Source organism: Arenibacter sp. S6351L (assembly GCF_023016025.1).
In the GTDB taxonomy this organism is placed as follows: domain Bacteria; phylum Bacteroidota; class Bacteroidia; order Flavobacteriales; family Flavobacteriaceae; genus Arenibacter; species Arenibacter algicola_B.
This window is the reverse complement of the sequence record NZ_JALKBB010000004.1, coordinates 139264-158135: the sequence shown is the minus strand read 5'-3', so window position 1 is coordinate 158135 and position 18872 is coordinate 139264. Positions and strand designations below refer to the sequence as shown.

General features: G+C 39.1%; 18 protein-coding genes. 13 read left to right on the top strand and 5 right to left on the bottom strand.

All coding sequences use genetic code 11. From position 1 onward, the window contains the following. The first annotated feature begins 66 nt into the window (after nt 1-66). Complete coding sequence (locus MWU82_RS05125) at nt 67-912, top strand: 1,4-dihydroxy-2-naphthoyl-CoA synthase (RefSeq protein WP_247095482.1); 846 nt, start codon at nt 67-69, stop codon at nt 910-912. A 254-nt stretch (nt 913-1166) separates the two neighbouring features. Next, nucleotides 1167-1784, top strand: coding sequence for a DEAD/DEAH box helicase (locus MWU82_RS05120; protein ID WP_215948220.1), 618 nt, complete (start codon nt 1167-1169; stop codon nt 1782-1784). 347 nt (nt 1785-2131) lie between these two features. On the opposite strand, the gene MWU82_RS05115 is transcribed toward MWU82_RS05120, so the two are convergent. Beyond that, complete coding sequence (locus MWU82_RS05115) at nt 2132-2269, bottom strand: hypothetical protein (RefSeq protein ID WP_247095481.1); 138 nt, start codon at nt 2267-2269, stop codon at nt 2132-2134. 24 nt (nt 2270-2293) lie between these two features. Between MWU82_RS05115 and MWU82_RS05110 the strand changes: the two genes are divergently transcribed. After that, the gene (locus MWU82_RS05110) at nt 2294-3160 is read left to right on the top strand and encodes a carboxypeptidase-like regulatory domain-containing protein (protein WP_247095480.1); all 867 of its coding nucleotides are present in this window, start codon (nt 2294-2296) and stop codon (nt 3158-3160) included. 42 nt (nt 3161-3202) lie between these two features. On the opposite strand, the gene MWU82_RS05105 is transcribed toward MWU82_RS05110, so the two are convergent. Then, nucleotides 3203-4993 (bottom strand): carboxypeptidase-like regulatory domain-containing protein, encoded by a 1791-nt coding sequence (locus tag MWU82_RS05105; protein WP_247095479.1) that lies wholly within the window; start codon nt 4991-4993, stop codon nt 3203-3205. 529 nt (nt 4994-5522) lie between these two features. Here MWU82_RS05105 and MWU82_RS05100 point away from each other — a divergent pair. The 4 genes from MWU82_RS05100 to MWU82_RS05085 are packed head-to-tail and all read left to right on the top strand — an operon-like array spanning nt 5523 to nt 9035. After that, nucleotides 5523-6338 (top strand): FRG domain-containing protein, encoded by an 816-nt coding sequence (locus MWU82_RS05100; RefSeq protein ID WP_247095478.1) that lies wholly within the window; start codon nt 5523-5525, stop codon nt 6336-6338. 60 nt (nt 6339-6398) lie between these two features. Next, entirely contained in the window at nt 6399-6860 is a 462-nt protein-coding gene (locus MWU82_RS05095; protein WP_348646976.1) for a hypothetical protein, read from the top strand. Between the two features lie 41 nt (nt 6861-6901). Then, nucleotides 6902-7561 (top strand): peptidoglycan recognition family protein, encoded by a 660-nt coding sequence (locus MWU82_RS05090; RefSeq protein ID WP_247095477.1) that lies wholly within the window; start codon nt 6902-6904, stop codon nt 7559-7561. Nucleotides 7562-7565: 4 nt separating this feature from the next. After that, nucleotides 7566-9035, top strand: a complete 1470-nt coding sequence (locus MWU82_RS05085) for a M14 metallopeptidase family protein (protein WP_247095476.1) — start codon at nt 7566-7568, stop codon at nt 9033-9035. 2 nt (nt 9036-9037) lie between these two features. On the opposite strand, the gene MWU82_RS05080 is transcribed toward MWU82_RS05085, so the two are convergent. Further along, a complete protein-coding gene (locus MWU82_RS05080) occupies nt 9038-9205 on the bottom strand; it encodes a hypothetical protein (RefSeq protein ID WP_215948213.1) in 168 nt (55 codons plus the stop codon). 353 nt (nt 9206-9558) lie between these two features. Here MWU82_RS05080 and MWU82_RS05075 point away from each other — a divergent pair, with 353 nt between their 5' ends. Continuing rightward, the gene (locus MWU82_RS05075; protein ID WP_247095475.1) at nt 9559-11373 is read left to right on the top strand and encodes an alkaline phosphatase; all 1815 of its coding nucleotides are present in this window, start codon (nt 9559-9561) and stop codon (nt 11371-11373) included. A gap of 102 nt (nt 11374-11475) precedes the next feature. Here MWU82_RS05075 and MWU82_RS05070 read toward each other — a convergent pair whose 3' ends face one another. Next, entirely contained in the window at nt 11476-12303 is an 828-nt protein-coding gene (locus tag MWU82_RS05070; RefSeq protein WP_215948212.1) for an OmpA family protein, read from the bottom strand. A 156-nt stretch (nt 12304-12459) separates the two neighbouring features. Beyond that, on the bottom strand, nt 12460-13551 hold the full coding sequence (locus MWU82_RS05065; RefSeq protein WP_215948211.1) for a VWA domain-containing protein: 1092 nt from the start codon (nt 13549-13551) through the stop codon (nt 12460-12462). A 345-nt stretch (nt 13552-13896) separates the two neighbouring features. On the opposite strand from MWU82_RS05065, the gene MWU82_RS05060 reads away from it, so the two are divergent. The 5 genes from MWU82_RS05060 (at nt 13897) to moaA (ending at nt 18826) form a co-directional block, all read left to right on the top strand. Next, on the top strand, nt 13897-14607 hold the full coding sequence (locus MWU82_RS05060) for a galactosamine-6-phosphate isomerase (RefSeq protein WP_247095474.1): 711 nt from the start codon (nt 13897-13899) through the stop codon (nt 14605-14607). A 175-nt stretch (nt 14608-14782) separates the two neighbouring features. Further along, nucleotides 14783-15244, top strand: coding sequence for a (2Fe-2S)-binding protein (locus tag MWU82_RS05055; protein WP_215948209.1), 462 nt, complete (start codon nt 14783-14785; stop codon nt 15242-15244). Nucleotides 15245-15337: 93 nt separating this feature from the next. After that, on the top strand, nt 15338-17566 hold the full coding sequence (locus tag MWU82_RS05050; protein WP_247095473.1) for a molybdopterin cofactor-binding domain-containing protein: 2229 nt from the start codon (nt 15338-15340) through the stop codon (nt 17564-17566). A gap of 2 nt (nt 17567-17568) precedes the next feature. Further along, nucleotides 17569-17823, top strand: coding sequence for a MoaD/ThiS family protein (locus tag MWU82_RS05045; RefSeq protein ID WP_215948207.1), 255 nt, complete (start codon nt 17569-17571; stop codon nt 17821-17823). A 19-nt stretch (nt 17824-17842) separates the two neighbouring features. Continuing rightward, a complete protein-coding gene (moaA, locus tag MWU82_RS05040; RefSeq protein WP_247095472.1) occupies nt 17843-18826 on the top strand; it encodes a GTP 3',8-cyclase MoaA in 984 nt (327 codons plus the stop codon). Nucleotides 18827-18872: the final 46 nt, after the last annotated feature.

Genomic DNA, 18872 nt, shown 5'->3' with positions numbered 1-18872 from the left:
AAACATTGGTCGAAGTTTACCAAAATAAAGAGTATTATCTTTGATAACTGTTAAACCATTTTTGAAATGCAGAAAAAAATTGATTGGAAAGTAGCTAAGGAATTTGAGGATATCACCTACAAGAAATGTGGTGGCGTTGCTAGAATTGCCTTTAACAGGCCCAACGTTAGAAATGCCTTTAGGCCCAAGACCACAAGTGAACTATACCAGGCGTTTTATGACGCCCAGGAGGATACCAGCATAGGAGTGGTTTTACTTTCTGCCGAAGGTCCGTCTACGAAGGATGGAGTATATTCCTTTTGCAGTGGTGGCGATCAAAAGGCCAGAGGGCATAAGGGCTATGTAGGGGAAGACGGAATGCACCGCTTAAATATTTTGGAAGTACAGCGCCTAATCAGGTTTATGCCAAAAGTGGTGATTGCAGTGGTACCCGGATGGGCCGTTGGGGGAGGCCATAGTTTGCATGTGGTCTGCGATCTAACCTTGGCCAGTAAGGAACACGCCATCTTTAAACAAACGGATGCCGACGTAACCAGTTTTGATGGTGGATACGGGTCTGCCTACCTGGCCAAGATGGTGGGACAAAAAAAGGCGAGGGAGATATTTTTCCTCGGCAGGAATTATTCTGCCCAGGATGCACTGGAAATGGGAATGGTAAATGCAGTTATTCCCCATGAGGAACTGGAAGATACAGCTTATGATTGGGCCCAGGAAATACTTGAAAAATCGCCAACCTCCATTAAGATGCTAAAGTTCGCCATGAACCTTACGGACGACGGTATGGTAGGACAACAGGTATTTGCGGGTGAAGCAACAAGATTGGCCTATATGACGGAGGAAGCAAAGGAAGGAAGGAATGCCTTTTTAGAAAAGCGAAAACCAAATTTTGGCAAGAACAATTGGATTCCTTAACTATTTATACTTTATAGTTTCCAAAACCTTAGAAACTAAAAAGAGCCTTGTCTTTTGGATCAAGGCTCTTTTACGAGAACACTATATGAAAATGAAAAAATTATTACTTCGTTTTTATTACACTGCTAAAGTAGGGTAGAAGGCCTTATTGGGAAAACTATTGTTGTGAAGTGATCAAAAGTTGTGGTTAGGCTAGGAAAACTTGTTATGTACCAATTACAGAGAATTAAAATTGGAATAGTTAATACAAAAATATGGCATTTAAAAAAATACAGGAACAGTTAAGAGAAGTGTTGGAAGTACAAGGAATAAAAGATCCGCTTCCATTTCAAAAGGCAATCCTTTCAAAAATAAAAGGGGGGTCAAGTGTTTTTGGTATAGCCCCTGAAGGTGCCGGTAAAACTACCTCCATTATAATTAGTACGCTTCAAAAATTAAATTGTGCTGCCTTTGAAGAGGCTCCAAGAGCCTTGATCTTCGTTAAGGACAAAGAAGCGGCATTGGCCCTTCAAAGTGAATTTGAACGCTTTACAAGAAGAATGGATCTGCGCATTTACCCAGTTTATGAAGAACACAATATAGAAGCCCAGAGAAATGAAATTTTCGAGGGAGTGGATATTGTTATTGCCACACCAAAAAGATTGAGCAAGATCTTTTACCTCAACGGTATCAATCTAGGGAAACTAAAGTTATTTATTGTGGACGACGCTGAATTCTTGTCCAAAGCCAGCCCTTTTTCCGATGTTATCCGAATCCCTGAGAGCTTGGACAGGTGTCAGTATGCCATTTTTTCCACAAAGTTCGATCACCGCATGGAGCGGATGCAGGAATTGTTTATGGCCAATGCACAGATAGTTGAAGTAGGGGAGTGATCCAATGTAACAATGTATTAGTACAACAATTGTTCCATATTTAATAGCAATCCAAAAAGGCCTGTAACTAAAAAGAGCCTTATCCTTTGGGACAAAGCTCTTTTACGAGAACACTATATGAAAATGAAAAAATTATTAATTCGTTTTTTATTACACTGCTAAAGTATAATGCTTGTACAGTTGTAAGAAATTAATGTTGGGAAATAGGTCATTTATGTGGTGAAAGGGGCAAATTGTGATATTTTGAAAATTTACCGACTTCAAAAAACAGGGTTCTACTGCTTTAAATGGATACCAATAAATCAAATTTTAGCTGGTAATAGATTCCTAAATACATGGATTGGGCCTCATTCCAAATCCTTGTAGCCATAATGGCCGTATTGAAAAGCCGCCAAATAATTCAACTTTACCAAAGGTTTTATAATTACAAGCAAACACTTTTTACTATCTTTAATACTCGCTATTTCCCGATTGGATTTCATCATAACAGGTTGATTTATCAAACAAGTATGAAAAATTGGTTGACGTTTTTAGTTTTATTGTTTGTATTACCATTTCACTCCCAAACTTCTGAAAATACAATTTCGGGAAGGGTGACCGATGTATGGGAAACTCCCATTCCAAATGTAAATATTTTGCTAAAAGGTACTCAACGTGGAACACAAACAGATGAAGGAGGATGGTTCTCCCTAAATGCGCAAGCCAATGAGGTTTTAGTGTTCTCTTCCCTGGGATATGGTAGTTATGAACTTGTTCTTACGAAAACGGAAGAGATACTGAAAATTGTCTTATCGCCAATGGCAACTGAGTTGGATGAAGTAACCTTAAAGAAAAGGAAACGAAAAACCCAAAAAGACATTTTGGCCGAATTCCCCGAAAACACAAATCTGGTAAAGACCTCAAGAGGTGTTTTAAACAAAGACCGTTCTTCATCATCTTTTCAGGTTATCAGCGGTAAGGATTTGGTGGCAACAGGACCTGATTTTTTAACTTCTTTGTTAACCTATAGCCCTAGTATGAGGGTTGTGCGAGTGCCTGAGGCAAGGGTTTATTTGCGTAGAATAGCTTATTCCATGTATGATTCCGTCAGGGCACCTCCGAAGGCCATTTTTGATGTGGACGGATTCATCCATGAAACCGCACCTACGTATCTATCATCACATGATATAGACCGTATTGCAATTCTGGAGCGTAATGCTGCGATTTCGAGATATGGGCCAATGGGAGTTGGAGGGGTTATTGTAATCAATACCAAGGCCACTACCCAAGTAGACTACAGTGAAGTTGATAAAAAGTATGATAATTCCGCTTTAAGGGACAGTCTAAATGAATTGTTTATAGACCAAAGTAGGAATGTGCCAATACCACCTGATTAAATGGAAGCTTTTTGGAAGATTTCCTCATAAATTAGTAAGTGCTTATTTTAACGAAGCAAAATTGTCAATATTTAATTTTGTTTTTATCCGGTTGTTCCATTTAACCAAACCTTCATAGTCACTACCATTACGTGTTTCCTTTTCCATTTTTTTCACTTCTGTTGAAGCTCCCTTGTACATTTCATCATAAATTAATTTTGCCTTATCAAAGGTCGTATTCTCCGTAATCCGGGAAGCGGCCAATTGTCTATAAACCTCATAAATATCAAAAATGATATTGAAATAGACCAGCTTATTTTTTGTACGCTCATAGCTGAATTGAGAGGAATCGATATCCAACAGAGTTCGGCTCACTATTTTTGTAATCCCATTTTCACCTTTATAACTATCCACCATATAACAGATATTGATATTGTCTTTGTCATTTCGGAAAGTCTTAGTTTGCAGATGTTGAAACGGTGTATCGTAGGCTTTGCCAGTTAACTCCCTTAATCCTCGATTATAACCCATTGTGTCGCTCTCATATTCTTCGGTAGTTAAACTATGTAAATGTCCCCAATTAAGCCTGCGACCTTGCAACCATGAAAGCACCGTAGGTCTTGTAAATTTTAGATCATCCAATGGGATGTAATTATTAAAATTAATCAGGAATCCATTTTTTTTCATGAAGTCCATCGACTTATTTTCATTGATACTTTTGGGAAATTGGTAGTTGGTCTCCCAAAAATCATCGGATGCCTGCAAGGCAATCATTTTGTCATAATCATTGTTAAAAGGGATTGTCTTTGTAAAATAGGGATCTTCAAAAAATGTGTCATAATCAAAGAAATATAAAAAAGTGCGGGAATCAATGATTTCCGAAACATAATTGGATCTGTAACCCATCTGAAAGTTAAGTTCCACATACTGGATCTTTTCAGGATCAATAGGGTTAAAAACAATGGCGAGCTGAATTTCCTTTGGGGTCAGCACCACATCTGGGTTGATGGAAGCCAATGCATTTGTTATAGGATCAACAGCCAAAAGTTCTATTTTTTTGATCATCAACAATTCAGGGTCTACCAACATTTTACCATTAAACAATCTACCATTTGCTACTTTGGGGGCAAACGAAATGGATACTTCCTCCTTGCTACAGCTGATGCAATCATCAATTTTTACATCGTATATTCTTTCAATGGCATTATAGCTCAAATTCCCTGGATAATCGGGCAATATTTGTTTGGAGGCCCCAAAAAGTTGAAAGTCACTCAAAATTTTGGTATTGTCCAGACTATAGAAGGGGAATGATCTGTTTTGGCCAAACCGACCACTTTTGACCCTAAGGTCCAAGATTCCCTCTGCTAAATTTTGCTCGCCGTTGTAGAAGCCCTCTACATGCTCTATCGGAATATTTCTTGTGGAGGAAATCATGGTTAAAAAGGCCTTGCTGACCGTTGTATTTGTGCTCTTTCGGTACACTTCTATTATCCTGGCCAATAGCTTATATGGGTACACCTCGTCTTTGCCGGCAGTCAGCACAACTTCGTCCAAAACGGAAACATCCATTTCCAATTTAAGTTTGGATTCCTTCTCAAAATAGGATACTACTGTTTTTATCGTTTTAAACCCTAAGTGCCTTACTTCTATAGAATCTTTAGAGAAAATACTATCTACTGCAAACTTTCCATCCTCATTTGTTATAGTAGAATGTGCCTTAGTGCCGTAAATCCTTATAGTACAATAGGGTAGTGGATCATCGGACATCCCATCGTAAATAAAGCCTTCTATTTTAGACTGCGCCAAACTTGTTGTACCAGTAATAATTATCAAAAGGAAAATGATTTTTTTCATACCGCCTATTTCTTCCTTAAAAGAATTCTCACCCTAAGTTAATCGTTTTATTTTTAATACGTTACGTGATTGGAGGTTTCTTACTTCTCCTTTTTTAAAAGGAATTTGCACTAATTTTTGTTATGATGAATGTAACTCTAATTACCTTATTCGAAATAAATTAATAGTATAAAACGACCACACTGCTATGAGATAAAATTATAGATTCCATGAAAGTACCGGATGGTTTCAACCTAATAATTGCCACTCAAACGGTAAATCGTCTACTTTAATGGACCGATAATATCTAAGTTTTGAAAGTGATTATCAAAGATTCCACTTATTCCTAAATAAAGGGTTAAATTTATTCCTCTCAAGTTTCTAATTTGGGAATGAAATGTATATAAGTGAATATTGTGTTTCAAAAAGAAAATACAGGAATAAAGTATGCATCGGCCCCATAAAAGGCTAGTGCCAACCATTTAGTTGGTTTACAGGTATATGGTATTAATAGGACCAGCTTGGATCCGCACTTAAATTATTCAGATATATGGCAGATTTCGAATTATTTGAACCTAAGAGTTGGCTGGAACTACAAGCATATTTATTCAATGAAAAAGACGATAAGATCGATAGGTTTCGTTCTCCGTATGCCTACAGAGGCGTCTATAATGCCCAATTTGGATTAGAGACCAGTCTGCAAAGATTGGGAAGAATACCTTCTAAAGTTGAAGGTACTATGATCAGAAACTTTAAGAAGTACTCGCCTATCAACACCTTGATCGATGATTACAACAACCTTTGGAACTGGATCTCCTTGGGACAACACCATGGCCTGCCTACAAGGCTAATTGACTGGACCCACTCTCCAAATGTTGCATTACATTTTTTAACAGAGGATATGGGCACTTATCATTTGGATGGAGCCATCTGGATGGTAAATTATGTAGCGTTAAGAGAGCATCTACCGGATGAGCTCAAAACCCCCATTTTAAGCAAAGATATTTTCTATTTTAGTTCAATGGAGCTTAAACAAACCATAGGTAATTCCATAGAGGAACTATATGATTTTTCAAGTCGGAACGCCAATACCATGATATTTTTCGAGCCACCCTCCCTTGATGATCGTATAATTAACCAATTTGCACTTTTTTCGTTCATGCTAGATCCAGATTCCAGTCCATTGGAATGGCTTAAAAACCATCCCAAATATTTAAAAAAGGTCATTATTCCATCAGGATTAAAGTGGGAAATAAGGGATAAGTTAGATCAGGCAAACATTAATGAAAGAATAATTTATCCCGGCTTGGAGGGAATTTCCAAATGGCTAAAAAGATGGTATAGCGATAAAAACAAAATCAAGTAATTTTTAACTACTTAGTACCAAACCCTCTATATTATGGGTTTATTAAACTAAAAAATTGAAGTGAATAATTTTATAAGCAAATTGAGTGCCAAGGGCAGGCAACTAACACTATGGTCAGTTTTGCCTGGAATTCTTTTTACTTTGGTTACCTGCAAGGAAAAAGTTGTGGATGACGGTTATATCTGGAAAAGACTTAGGGTAACGGCCACCGCATATAATTCCTTTCCCTCACAAACCTCCAAAATCCATCCGGGAATTACCGCCTGGGGCGATTCATTACAACCGGGTATGAAAATAATTGCCGTGTCCAAAGACCTGATTCCCTTGGGATTGGATTACAATACCCAAGTAAAAATTAAAGGGGATACCAGTATTTATCTGGTGAAGGATAAAATGCATTCCAAATGGAAAAATAGGATCGACATCTATATGGGGGAGGACAAGGAGAAAGCTTTGAAATGGGGACGTAAAAAAATAACTATCCACTATAGAGTAAAAAGGGATTCCACGGAAACAAAATGATATTGTATCTTTATCTCCTAAGTTTATATGCTAAAAAAACAATGAAGAAGATAGTTCTTTTGGGTTCCCTTTTTATGACCATTTCATGCTCCATACAACGTGAAATAATTGACAAACCCATTATTTTTGACGAAGAGCGAAAAGATCTCACATTGAAATATATGTCGGAACATTACGGCCTTATCCAAGACGAACCCCTTATAGTGCCCAAGATGGTGGTATTGCACTGGACCGTAATCCCTACTCTTGAAAAATCGTACCAAGCCTTTGAGTTGCCTTCTTTGCCAGATTGGAGGCCTGAGATTAGCTCGGCCAGTGGTTTAAATGTATCTTCCCAATTTCTTGTAGATCAAGACGGTACAATTTATAGGTTAATGCCGGAAACCACTATGGCCAGACACGTAATAGGTCTAAACCATTGCGCCATTGGCATTGAAAATGTTGGAGGAACCGGGGATACCAAACTCACGAGGGCACAATTAAGATCCAATAAATGGCTTGTAAAATATTTAAAATCCAAATACGATATAGATTACTTGATAGGTCACTATGAATATACCCTTTTTGAAGATCACGAATTGTGGCTGGAGAAAGATCAGGGTTATAGGACCGTAAAGACCGACCCCGGTGAAAAATTTTTAAAAAGAGTAAAAAGAGCTTCCAAAAAACTTAATTTTAAACCTACACCAGTTACAAAATAACAATATGACATCACATAAATTAACCCTTATCATTTGTTTACTAATGGTATTTTCGGGCTTTGGGCAGGAAAAGGATTTTACTTCCAACTTGTACTCGACCTACGGAAAATACAAAGAGGCTACTCTGGATAAAAGAAGAATAAAACATACTGATATTCAGCCACTTATTAATAAATTATCTACCAACCCCAAGTTTAAGGTAACGGTTGTTGGTAAATCCATCGAAGGGCGTAACCTTTCCCTAATAAGTATTGGAACAGGTGCTACCGATGTTTTTCTATGGTCACAAATGCACGGGGACGAGCCCACGGCCACCCAAGCTATATTTGATATTTTCAATTTTTTAACCAGTGGCGATTTCAAAAACGAAAAGGAAAACATTTTAAAGAATTTAAAGTTGCACTTCTTGCCTATGCTCAATCCGGATGGGGCAGAAGTATATCAGAGGAGAAATACCTTGGGAATAGATATCAATAGGGATGCGCTTGCATTACAATCTCCCGAGGGAAGGACCTTAAAAAGGGTAAGGGACAGTTTGGAAGCGGATTTCGGTTTTAATCTTCACGACCAGAGCACTTATTACAACGCGGAAAGAACAGATAAGCCCGCTACCATTTCCTATTTGGCGCCGGCCTTTAATTATGAAAAGGATATCAATGAAGTGCGCGCCAATGCTATGAAGGTTATCGTTTATATGAATCAAATAATTCAGAAATATGCCCCGGGACAGGTAGGGCGCTATAATGACGATTTTGAGCCCAGGGCCTTTGGCGACAACATTCAAAAATGGGGCACAAGTGCCATTTTAATAGAATCTGGCGGTTATAAAAGTGATCCGGAAAAACAGGAAATTAGAAAATTGAATTATGTTTCCATTCTATCCGCCATCTATAGTATCGCCAAGGGCAACTATAAAAACATTCCAATTTCGGACTACGATAAAATCCCCGAAAATGATCGAAAACTTTTCGATCTAAAACTCAACAACCTCACATACAACTTGTTGGGCAAGAATTATACTTTGGATGTAGGCATACACCAATTGGAAGTTGATGACCCCTCACATAGCACGTATTATAACAGCAGCAGGGTAGTGGACCAGGGTGATCTATCCACCTACTATGGTTATGAAACCTTGGAAGGAAAAGGATACTCTATGGTAGGTGGAAAGGTATACCCAAAAATCCTACCTTCTATAAAAGAGGTGTCACAATTGAAGGCTTTGGATCTTCTAAGATCGGGCTTCACCTACGTTCGGGTGGAGAACATTCCTAAGAGCGAAAATTATGTATCCTTTCCTATTAACGTTATTGGAAAGGACTATAAGGTTCCGGAATTTAAAATGAGGGTAGGTGTCATTCCTAACTTTATTTTGGAAGATAAGGGCAAACCACGTTATGCCGTTATCAATGGATTTCTGATCGACCTAAAGTCGGGGGAATGGAATTTTAAAAATGCATTGATCTTGCGATAGTTTTAATATCCAAAAGAAATACGCATGTTATCCCCATAGGCAAGTATCCAGTAGAGCATTATAAAAAGTATGCTTACAATACAGGTGAAAATAGTTATGGCAAGGCCCTTAAACCCAGTGGATAGCTCACTGATAGCGCTATACTTAAAGATGTCGTTGATTACAACCATGATATTCTTTTTTTAAGTGATACAAAATTTAGTTTTTAGCATACATTATGAACATAGGTTGATAAGGGTTGTTATAAGTAAAACAATTATCTAGCCAAAAACCCTACCTTCCGCTGTATTTTTTTTCGATTTAACTTCTTGGAAGGCTTACACATCCCTATTTTATCTGGAAACCTTATATGGGACAGATTATTTCTTGGTTAATTTAACCTTATGTAACAATTTCCACTGAAGAAATTACTTAGTTTTGGTTAAATTGGTCTAGTCCATTTTAATTCTGTAAAAAAATTAAATGGCAATACCGTTTTGAACACCGCAAATTTTAATATCGATAGTCTTATAAATCAATTTCAATGCTTAAATCCAATCGCTTTTTTTTAATGCTGTTTTTACTGTCCCTTCAAATCGTATTGGGACAGAAAACAAATTCGTTTAAAATACATTCCCATAATGATTATCTGCAAACTGCACCGTTTTGGGATGCCTATGCACATGGGGCAAACTCCATTGAGGTAGATGTATTTCTAAAAAATGGCACCTTATATGCCACCCATGACGAGGTAGATATTATTCCAAGCCATACCATGGAAAGCCTGTATTTGGAACCATTGAAAAAGGTGATGGAATTACAATTGGGGAAGGGCCAGGAATTGCAACTTCTAATAGATATCAAATCGGAAACCTACGCGACCCTGGCGAAGATAGTGACTGTTTTGGAAAAATATCCCAGCATTATCCAGAATCCCAATATCACCATGGTGATATCCGGAAATAGACCTAAACCGGAAGAATACAAAAATTATCCAAAGTTTATAATGTTCGACTATCAGAGTTTGGACGATATCCCAAAGGGGGATGCTTGGGAAAAAGTAGCGTTGATAAGCCTTCCTTTTTATAAGTTTTCAAGATGGAACGGAAAAGGAAGATTAACTGCCGAGGATCTGCAAAGGGTAAAATCGACCATAGACAAAGCCCACTCCTTTAACAGACCCTTCCGTTTTTGGGCCACCCCGGACTCCAAGTCCGCATGGAAAGCCTTGCACGATCTTGGAGTGGACTATATCAATACGGATATGGCGGATAAGGCATCTGTATATTTAGAAACATTGGGGAATAGGGTATATTACAACAAGGCCAAATCCCATGTATATATACCTACCTACAAGTCCGACCAAACTGAAAAGGCTGTTAAAAATGTAATATTGCTCATTGGCGATGGCAATGGACTCACCCAAATTTCTTCCTCGGTTTTGGCCAATGGCGGTAGCCTTACCCTGACCCAGTTGAAAAGTATAGGCTTTATTAAAACCCAGTCCTCGGACGATTTTACAACCGATTCGGCTGCAGCCGGGACTGCTTTGGCCACAGGGGCAAAAACCTACAACAGGTCTATTGGAATGGCTTCCAACGGGCAAGCACTTGTAAATATTACCGAATTACTGGACCAACATCAATTTGTAACCGGCTGTATCACCACGGATAAAATTGTTGGAGCTACCCCTAGTTCTTTTTATGCCCATCAAAAAGACAGGGACGATACCGACGGTATTGCCAAAGACCTTTTGAAGAGTAAACTCTCCCTTTTTGTTGGAGGAGGGGAATCCAGTTTTAACACAGCGGATTTTCAAGGGAACAGTTTTTCAATTTTAAAGGAGGTTGATGAACTGGGAGCCAGCAAGAAAGACAAAATAGGATTGTTCATTGCGGAGAATGACGTTCCCAGTTTTTTGGAGGGCAGGGGAAATATACTTGCCGAAGCCACTAGAAATGGGCTTCAATTCTTAAACGCCAAAAAAAAGCCATTCTTTTTAATGGTGGAAGCCGCACAGATAGATTCGTACGGACATAAGAATGAAGTGGGCGGTATAGTCACGGAAGGTATAGATTTTGACGTAGCCATAGCGGAGGCCATAAAATTTGCCGATAAATCTGGAAATACCTTGGTGGTTATAACGGCAGATCATGAAACCTCCGGATTTACCATGCCACAGGGGAATATGGAAATGAGCATGGTGGAGGGCGACTTCACAACCGATGACCATACTGCCACCATGGTTCCTATTTTTGCCTACGGACCCCATTCACAGGAGTTCCAAGGTGTTTATGAAAACAATGAGGTTTTTCATAAGATATTAAAGGTGCTCAACATAAAGGAATCCCGGAAATAAAATAAGCTAATCTAAAATTCCCGAAACCCGCGGAATAAAAAAACCCCGATGCGTGCATCGGGGTTTTTAGTTAAAACAATAATTATAGTAATGGTAGTGTTTCTATAATGACTCGGCATCCAAAAGGGCAAAAAACTTATCCAAATTTGGAATAATTACAATTCTGGTACGTCTGTTTATGGCCATATTCTCCTTGCTATTGTTCTCAACCAAAGGTAAATAGCTACTTCTTCCCGCAGCGATCAAATTAGCAGGATCAACATTGTATTTGTTCTGCAAAAGACGAACTATGGATGTAGCTCTTTTCACACTTAGATCCCAGTTATCCTGAAACATTTCGGTGCTGATGGTTCTGGAATCGGTATGCCCTTCAACCATAACTTCCATGCTAGGCTCTGAGTTGATCACTTCAGCCAATTTGGCCAATATGGTGTTCGCTTTATTACTTACCCTGTAACTCCCGGAATTAAACAATAATTTATCCGAAATATTGATCATCACAACAGTTTTGTTGATATCTACAATAACATCATCGTCCTCATCAGAAATGGATTTCTTCAAATTGTAAGAAATGGCAAGGTTCATGGAATCTTCCAAGGTCTGGGCCTTGGCCAATTCACTGGGGTCTATTTTTGCCAAAGTAGCCCTCATTTTTTCTTTTGTATTGTTGCTCATTACAGCAACATCACCAATAGAAGTATATTGTGAATCATTTATTTCCTGTAGGGAATTTATTTTTTCATTGTATTCTGCAACCCTTGCCTCAATTTTGGAGACTTTGGATTCCAATTCCTCTTTCTCTACTTGGGTTTTTGTCAACATACTTTTGGTATTGGACAAGTCCCCCTCAAGGGCTACATATTTTTTCTTAGATACACAGGAGGCTAAAACTACCATTCCCATCAAACCAACTAACGTTACTTTTCTCATTTCTTTATTGTTAAAAATTTACAAATAGTTTTCTGTAAGGTTATACGGTCATTTAGCAGAAAAAGACGTTTCGCCCTGAATAAATTTTAACAAAAAAAAAGAGCATCAAATCAATTTGATGCTCTAATTGCATGATTTAAAGAAGTTTAACCAAGATTATTCACAACCTCCGGTAAACCCTTTTGCGTTAAATTTAGTTTGTACCGCACCCTGTCTGTTCCCTTCCTTCACTTGAATGGCAAGGTTATTTTCACCACTTCCATCACGTTTTGGACTACAGTATTCAAAAAGATAAAAACTATTGGCCTGCTCCGAAACCCTGAAGGAAATATCGTTAAATGTTGTTTCCAACTGCTCTTTATTCCCAGCAAACACGCTAAAGGTCTTTCCAATTTTCCCTAAAACATCGGTATCGATTTCAGCTCCCAACCCAATACTGAAGAAGGCAATGTTCTTATTGGCATTGTCCACCTTCTTCAAGGCTGCAGTTTGTGTATAACGGGAAGCCTGATCGGTACCATCGGTAAAGATAACCACCGAAGCAGCGCCAATACGGTCATTGGTAGTACTTGCTGCCAATAACTTTTCTGCCTTGTCCGTAGCTTTGATCACCGCACCGTATAGATCGGTAGAAGGATCTTTACTAATATTGGCATTAATCCCGTCAATAGAAGTTAAAAGTTGCTGTTTTACATGGGTCAATTCGTTTAGTACATGTAACTTATCCTCCCCATCAAACCAATAAATGGCCATTTTAAAGGATTCGGTATCAGATTCCGGCATAACATTGTTTACGAAACTTGCGGAAGCCGTTTTTAATTCTTCCATACTACTACTCAGAACACTGTTACTTAAATCCAGCACCAAAATAGTGTTGTTATTAAAAATTTGTGAATTGGGGGAAATCCTGGCAAAGGATTCTGTAGTAGAAATGGTACTGAAACACTCATCATTTCTACCTTGCTCATAAATGGTAAACTGACTTGCCTTTAGTCCTGGGACCGGATCACCGTCCGTATCGGACACCTTGAAAAATATGGATACCTTCCCTGGCAGGGTGGTGTATTGATCCTGAATGGACAATACCAATTCGCCATCCCCTAAATTTAAACAGTCGTCCACCGGTTTTCCTAAACCTAGATCGCCGCCGCCATTTACGCCGAATTCCACATCGTCATCCGCATTTCCACAGGATACAAATAAGGCCATACTGAAACAGATAGCCACCAACTTAGTATATAATTTCATTTTCATAATTTTTAATGTTCACCTAGCAGAACGTTCAAAACTATTTAAAATTATAATTCAATTAAAAATTGGTGTTAATATTTGTTAAAGACTTTATTCACATTTTTTAGAGGCTTACATAGGAGGCGTTCTAAAATACATTAATAATGGTATTTATTATTGATGGGGGCTATCGCAACAAATTTATAGACTTGTTAAATTAGGCTGCCGTACTCCTATGCTGCATACCATATTATGTGCACTAAAAAACGTAAGAAAAAAATGAAAATTTTTACCCTTATGCACGACCAATGCTAAATTTTTGTATTTTACATATCCCTTCGGAAGATAATGCTTGGGCTTGTTATGAATATACACTACTGTGCAGATTATGAAGGCATGAGCCAAATGGCTTTTGATTTCCTATTGACCAATTTAAAAGCAAAACCACAGCAATTGATCTGTACGGCTACAGGTAATTCGCCAGAAAGGCTTTATGAAAAATTGGCGGAATCCTACAAAGGCGCTCCTAAGATTTTTAAGGAAATAAAAATTATAAAACTGGATGAATGGGGAGGAACCAATGGAGATTATCCAAATACCAGCGATTATTATCTTCAAAAGAAACTCTTGGAACCTTTACAAATTTCAAAAAGCAATTATTTGTCTTTTGACAGTAGCCCAACGGATGCAAAAAAGGAATGCTATCGTATGGAAAATGAAATTCAGGAACACGGTCCAATAGATATCTGTATCCTTGGTCTGGGAAAGAATGGGCATTTAGGATTTAACGAACCTTCAAAAACCCTGTATCCTGATTGCCATATTGCAGATTTAAGTGAGTCTTCCTTAAAGCATCCCATGGCCAATAAAATGAAGACCAAACCCACATATGGCTTAACCTTGGGCATGGCCAATATTCTAAAATCAAAAAAAATTATTCTGCTGGTAACCGGACCGAGCAAGAAAAAAGCCATAAAAAAATTGTTGAGCAGGGAAATAACAACTTCCTTACCTGCATCCTTTTTATGGTTGCACCCTAATGTGGATTGCTTTTTGGATAGAAGTTCACTTTAGATCAAGTTAATTCTATGTATGCCAATTTCTTCCTAGAATTTATTGGTTAGACTCCAAAACAAAAGGAACTGATAGGAGGGAAGTACCTCCTTAACAAACTGTTAAAGTGACCCATCTTTTCCTTAAATTTGGTAACTTGTAGAGTATTAATTTTATCAACTTAAAAACATCAACTATGCCAAAATACGATATTAATGTAAACGGAGTTTCCAAAAGTGTAGATGTTGCGGAAGACACCCCATTATTATGGGTGCTACGTGATCATTTGGATTTGGTAGGAACAAAGTATGGTTGTGGTATCGCCCAATGTGGTGCCTGCACGGTTCATTTGAACGGCAACGCGGTAAGAAGTTGTTCTTTGCCTGTTGCTTCGGTAGCCGGACAGCATATTACTACCATTGAAGGACTCTCCGAAAATGGCGACCACCCTGTGCAACTAGCCTGGAAAGAAGTAGATGTTCCCCAATGCGGTTATTGTCAGGCCGGTCAAATAATGACCGCCTCCGCTTTCCTGGACAAAAATCCAGATCCAACATCGGAAGAAATAAAAACAGCCATGCACGGTAACATATGCAGATGTGCTTCCTACACTAGAATTCATAGGGCTGTGGAAATTGCCGCTACCAAAATAGGGTAGGTCTATTCCTTTTGGGAAATATAGGCTACACTATTTACTTACCTCAAAAAATTAAATCCTCGGAATATTGAGGACTAAAAAACTAAAAAAATTATGTCGACATCATCAATAACATTTAACAGACGGGCGTTCATTAGAACATCATCACTAGCTAGTGGCGGACTCCTCATAGGCTTTAATCTTTTTACAGCCTGTAAACCTAAGGTGCAACCCCCAGTAGATATTTCCAAATTAAATTTTAATGATTTCAATGCCTTTATAAAAATTGCCGATAATGGTGCAGTAACCATTTTTTCACCCAATCCTGAAATAGGGCAGGGTGTTAAAACGGCCATGCCCATGTTGATTGCAGAAGAATTGGACGTAGCTTGGAACAATGTATATGTGCAACAGGGAATTTTGGACACCGAGAATTATACCCGCCAGCTTGCCGGAGGAAGTCAGTCTATCCGACTAGGATGGGAGCCTTTGCGACAAACTGGAGCTACGGCCAGACAAATGTTGGTAAATGCCGCTGCCGCCAAATGGGGTGTAGATCCATCGGAATGCACTACCTCGGAAGGGGTAATCACCAATGCCAAAGGGGAAACTTTGGGTTATGGCGATGTGGTTAGGGAAGCCGCAGCCTTGGAGGTTCCGGAAAACGTAACACTAAAGGAACCCAAGGATTTTAAAGTTATCGGGACCGACGCACCCAATGTGGATATTGACAAAATAATTACCGGAAAACCACTTTTCGGTTTGGACTATAAAGTAGAGGGTATGGTATATGCCAGTGTCTTGCGACCTCCTGCCTTTGGTAAAGTATTGGACTCCTATGACGATGCCAAAGCCAAGGCCATGCCCGGTGTTTTGGATGTAATTAGAATAGGGGAGAAGGCTAAGGAACTTTCAAAAGACGGGGTAGGCAACTGGACAGTAGCTATGGGTAAAAGTGATAAGGTGGTGGTCATAGCCAAAACTACTTGGGAGGCCATGAAAGCAAAAGAAGCCATATCCGCTACTTGGGTAGATAATACCAATATGGAAAGTACGGAATTTCAGGATAAGCAATTACTGGGTCTTTTGGATGGAAAGGAATTTAAGACCCTAAGAAAGGATGGGGATATCAAAAAAGCCTTTGCCAAGGCCGATAAAATATTGGAGCGCACCTATGAATCGCCCTTCCTGCCACATAACTGTATGGAACCTATGAATTTTTTCGCCAATATTACCGATGAAAAGATACATTTGGTTGGACCTGTACAGACACCCGAATTTGCTGCCACTGCGGTAGCTGGTATGTTGGGTAGGGATGTAAAGGACGTTCATTTGGAAATGACCCGTATGGGTGGAGGATTTGGAAGGCGATTGTACGGGGATTTTGTATACGAAGTTGCGGAAATTGCCGATGCCATAAAAAAACCGGTCAAGTTGGTGTTTTCCCGTGAAGATGACATGACTGCGGGTACCTATCGTCCAGCTATAAAATATAGAATTAAAGCGGCCATAAAGGATGGCCAGGTGACCGCCTACCATTTAAAGGAGGCAGCTATAGGTGGAAACATGTATGGATTAATACCTAATTTCTTCCCTGCCGGGGCCATAGAAAATTACCAGGTAGATGTCGCCAATTATCAAAGTAATATTACCACTGGGGCGTGGAGGGCACCTTATACCAATTTCTTGGCTTTTGCCGAACAAAGTTTCTTTGATGAACTGGCGGAGACCATGGAAGTGGATCGCATTAAGTTACGTTTGGATTTATTGGAAAAAGTAAAAGGTACTACGGACGAGCGTATACAATACTCCCCTGAGCGCATGCAGAATGTTATAAAAGTAGCTGTGGACAAATCAGGTTGGGGTAAAAAAGAAGATGGAGTTTTCCAAGGTTTTGCCGCTTATTATTGCCATAATTCGCATGTAGCTGAAGTCGCCGATGTGGAAATTGAAAACGGAATGCCTATCGTAAAAAAAGTTACCTGCGTGGTAGATTGTGGTATAGTTGTAAATCCTTTGGGTGCCATAAACCAAATAGAAGGTGGCGTTATAGATGGAGTAGGCCATGCCATGTACGGTGATCTTACTTTTCTGGATGGACAGCCCCAATCGCAGAACTATGATAAATACAGATTGATCCGGATGGGGGAAATTCCAGTGGTAGAATCCCATCTTATTCAAAATGACCTGGCACCAACGGGATTGGGCGAACCCACATTGCCTCCGGCAGGAGCAGCTGTGGCAAATGCCTTAAAAGCCGCTACGGGAAATAGATTTACCCAACAGCCGTTTTCCAAATTCCCGGAACTAATGCAAGTCCCGACTAAACCTATAATTGGATAAATATGACGATACTACTTTTTGGTGTTACAAAGGACATTATAGGTAGCTCAACATTGTCCATGCCCAGCTCCAGCGAATTTGGATCGAAAAAATCCAAGACCGTTAAAGAGCTTAAGGAGTACTTGGGCAAAATGTACCCTGAACTCAAAAAATTATCATCTTTAGCCGTTGCGGTAAACAATTCTTATGCAAATGATGATACCATAATCGATAATTTTGATGAAATTGCACTAATTCCACCTGTAAGCGGGGGATAAGTAAAAAACAAGAGGATTAATGCTGATAGACAATCACAATAGGAAAATAAATTATCTGCGGTTGGCGGTTACCGATCGCTGTAACCTGCGTTGCAACTATTGTATGCCCTCGGAAGGGATAAATTTTGCTGAAAAAGACTCCCTTTTTACCATTGAGGAACTCTGTAAATTGAGCGAAATTATGGTAGGGCAGGGGATAGACAAAATAAGGATTACCGGTGGGGAACCTTTTGTTAGAAAGGACCTAATGGTATTATTGCGCAAACTTTCGTCTTTAAAAGGTTTGAACGATATTTCCATTACTACCAATGCCACCTTGATAGGCCCCTATATTCAAGAATTAAAAACCTTGGGCATCAAAAACATCAATGTTAGCTTGGATGCCATTGACAAAAACACCTTTGAACGCATCACGAGACGTAATCAATATGATACCGTATATAATAATTTGGTGAAATTGATAACGGAAGGTTTCAACGTCCGCATCAACTTTATTGCCCTCGAAAATCAAAATACCCAAGACATAATACCCATTCTCGAGGTCATGAAACACTATCCGGTTTCCGTACGATTTTTGGAAGAAATGCCATTCAACGGTGGCTCCAAGTCCTTCAATACCATAACTTGGGATTATAAAAAAATACTGGGCCACATTCAATCGGAATATCCGGAAATAACAAAGCTGGAATCGCCCAAGACATCGACCTCCATAAATTATAAAATCAAAGGCCATAAAGGTACTTTTGGACTTATCCCTTCCTTTACCAGAACTTTCTGTGGGAGTTGTAATCGACTAAGAATATCGGCCACGGGCGATGTAATAACCTGCCTGTACGGCAAACCTAGAATGAATTTAAGGGAAGTAATGAGAGGGGACAATGTGGAATCCCAAATTAAAGAGCATATCCTTAAGGCCATTGGCAGCCGATCCAAAACTGGTTTTGAGGAACAGGAAAAATATGATGGAATCTTTGAAAATTCAATGACCTCCATAGGAGGATAATTCCACATATCCACTAACAGGGACAAACATGTTCTTATAGCGGAAA

Coding starts and splice junctions, on each gene's coding strand:
- MWU82_RS05125 (WP_247095482.1), top strand. CDS start 67: ATGCAGAAAAAAATTGATTGGAAAGTAGCTAAGGAATTTGAGGATATC.
- MWU82_RS05120 (WP_215948220.1), top strand. CDS start 1,167: ATGGCATTTAAAAAAATACAGGAACAGTTAAGAGAAGTGTTGGAAGTA.
- MWU82_RS05115 (WP_247095481.1), bottom strand. CDS start 2,269: ATGATGAAATCCAATCGGGAAATAGCGAGTATTAAAGATAGTAAAAAG.
- MWU82_RS05110 (WP_247095480.1), top strand. CDS start 2,294: ATGAAAAATTGGTTGACGTTTTTAGTTTTATTGTTTGTATTACCATTT.
- MWU82_RS05105 (WP_247095479.1), bottom strand. CDS start 4,993: ATGAAAAAAATCATTTTCCTTTTGATAATTATTACTGGTACAACAAGT.
- MWU82_RS05100 (WP_247095478.1), top strand. CDS start 5,523: ATGGCAGATTTCGAATTATTTGAACCTAAGAGTTGGCTGGAACTACAA.
- MWU82_RS05090 (WP_247095477.1), top strand. CDS start 6,902: ATGAAGAAGATAGTTCTTTTGGGTTCCCTTTTTATGACCATTTCATGC.
- MWU82_RS05085 (WP_247095476.1), top strand. CDS start 7,566: ATGACATCACATAAATTAACCCTTATCATTTGTTTACTAATGGTATTT.
- MWU82_RS05080 (WP_215948213.1), bottom strand. CDS start 9,205: ATGGTTGTAATCAACGACATCTTTAAGTATAGCGCTATCAGTGAGCTA.
- MWU82_RS05075 (WP_247095475.1), top strand. CDS start 9,559: ATGCTTAAATCCAATCGCTTTTTTTTAATGCTGTTTTTACTGTCCCTT.
- MWU82_RS05070 (WP_215948212.1), bottom strand. CDS start 12,303: ATGAGAAAAGTAACGTTAGTTGGTTTGATGGGAATGGTAGTTTTAGCC.
- MWU82_RS05065 (WP_215948211.1), bottom strand. CDS start 13,551: ATGAAATTATATACTAAGTTGGTGGCTATCTGTTTCAGTATGGCCTTA.
- MWU82_RS05060 (WP_247095474.1), top strand. CDS start 13,897: ATGAATATACACTACTGTGCAGATTATGAAGGCATGAGCCAAATGGCT.
- MWU82_RS05055 (WP_215948209.1), top strand. CDS start 14,783: ATGCCAAAATACGATATTAATGTAAACGGAGTTTCCAAAAGTGTAGAT.
- MWU82_RS05050 (WP_247095473.1), top strand. CDS start 15,338: ATGTCGACATCATCAATAACATTTAACAGACGGGCGTTCATTAGAACA.
- MWU82_RS05045 (WP_215948207.1), top strand. CDS start 17,569: ATGACGATACTACTTTTTGGTGTTACAAAGGACATTATAGGTAGCTCA.
- moaA (WP_247095472.1), top strand. CDS start 17,843: ATGCTGATAGACAATCACAATAGGAAAATAAATTATCTGCGGTTGGCG.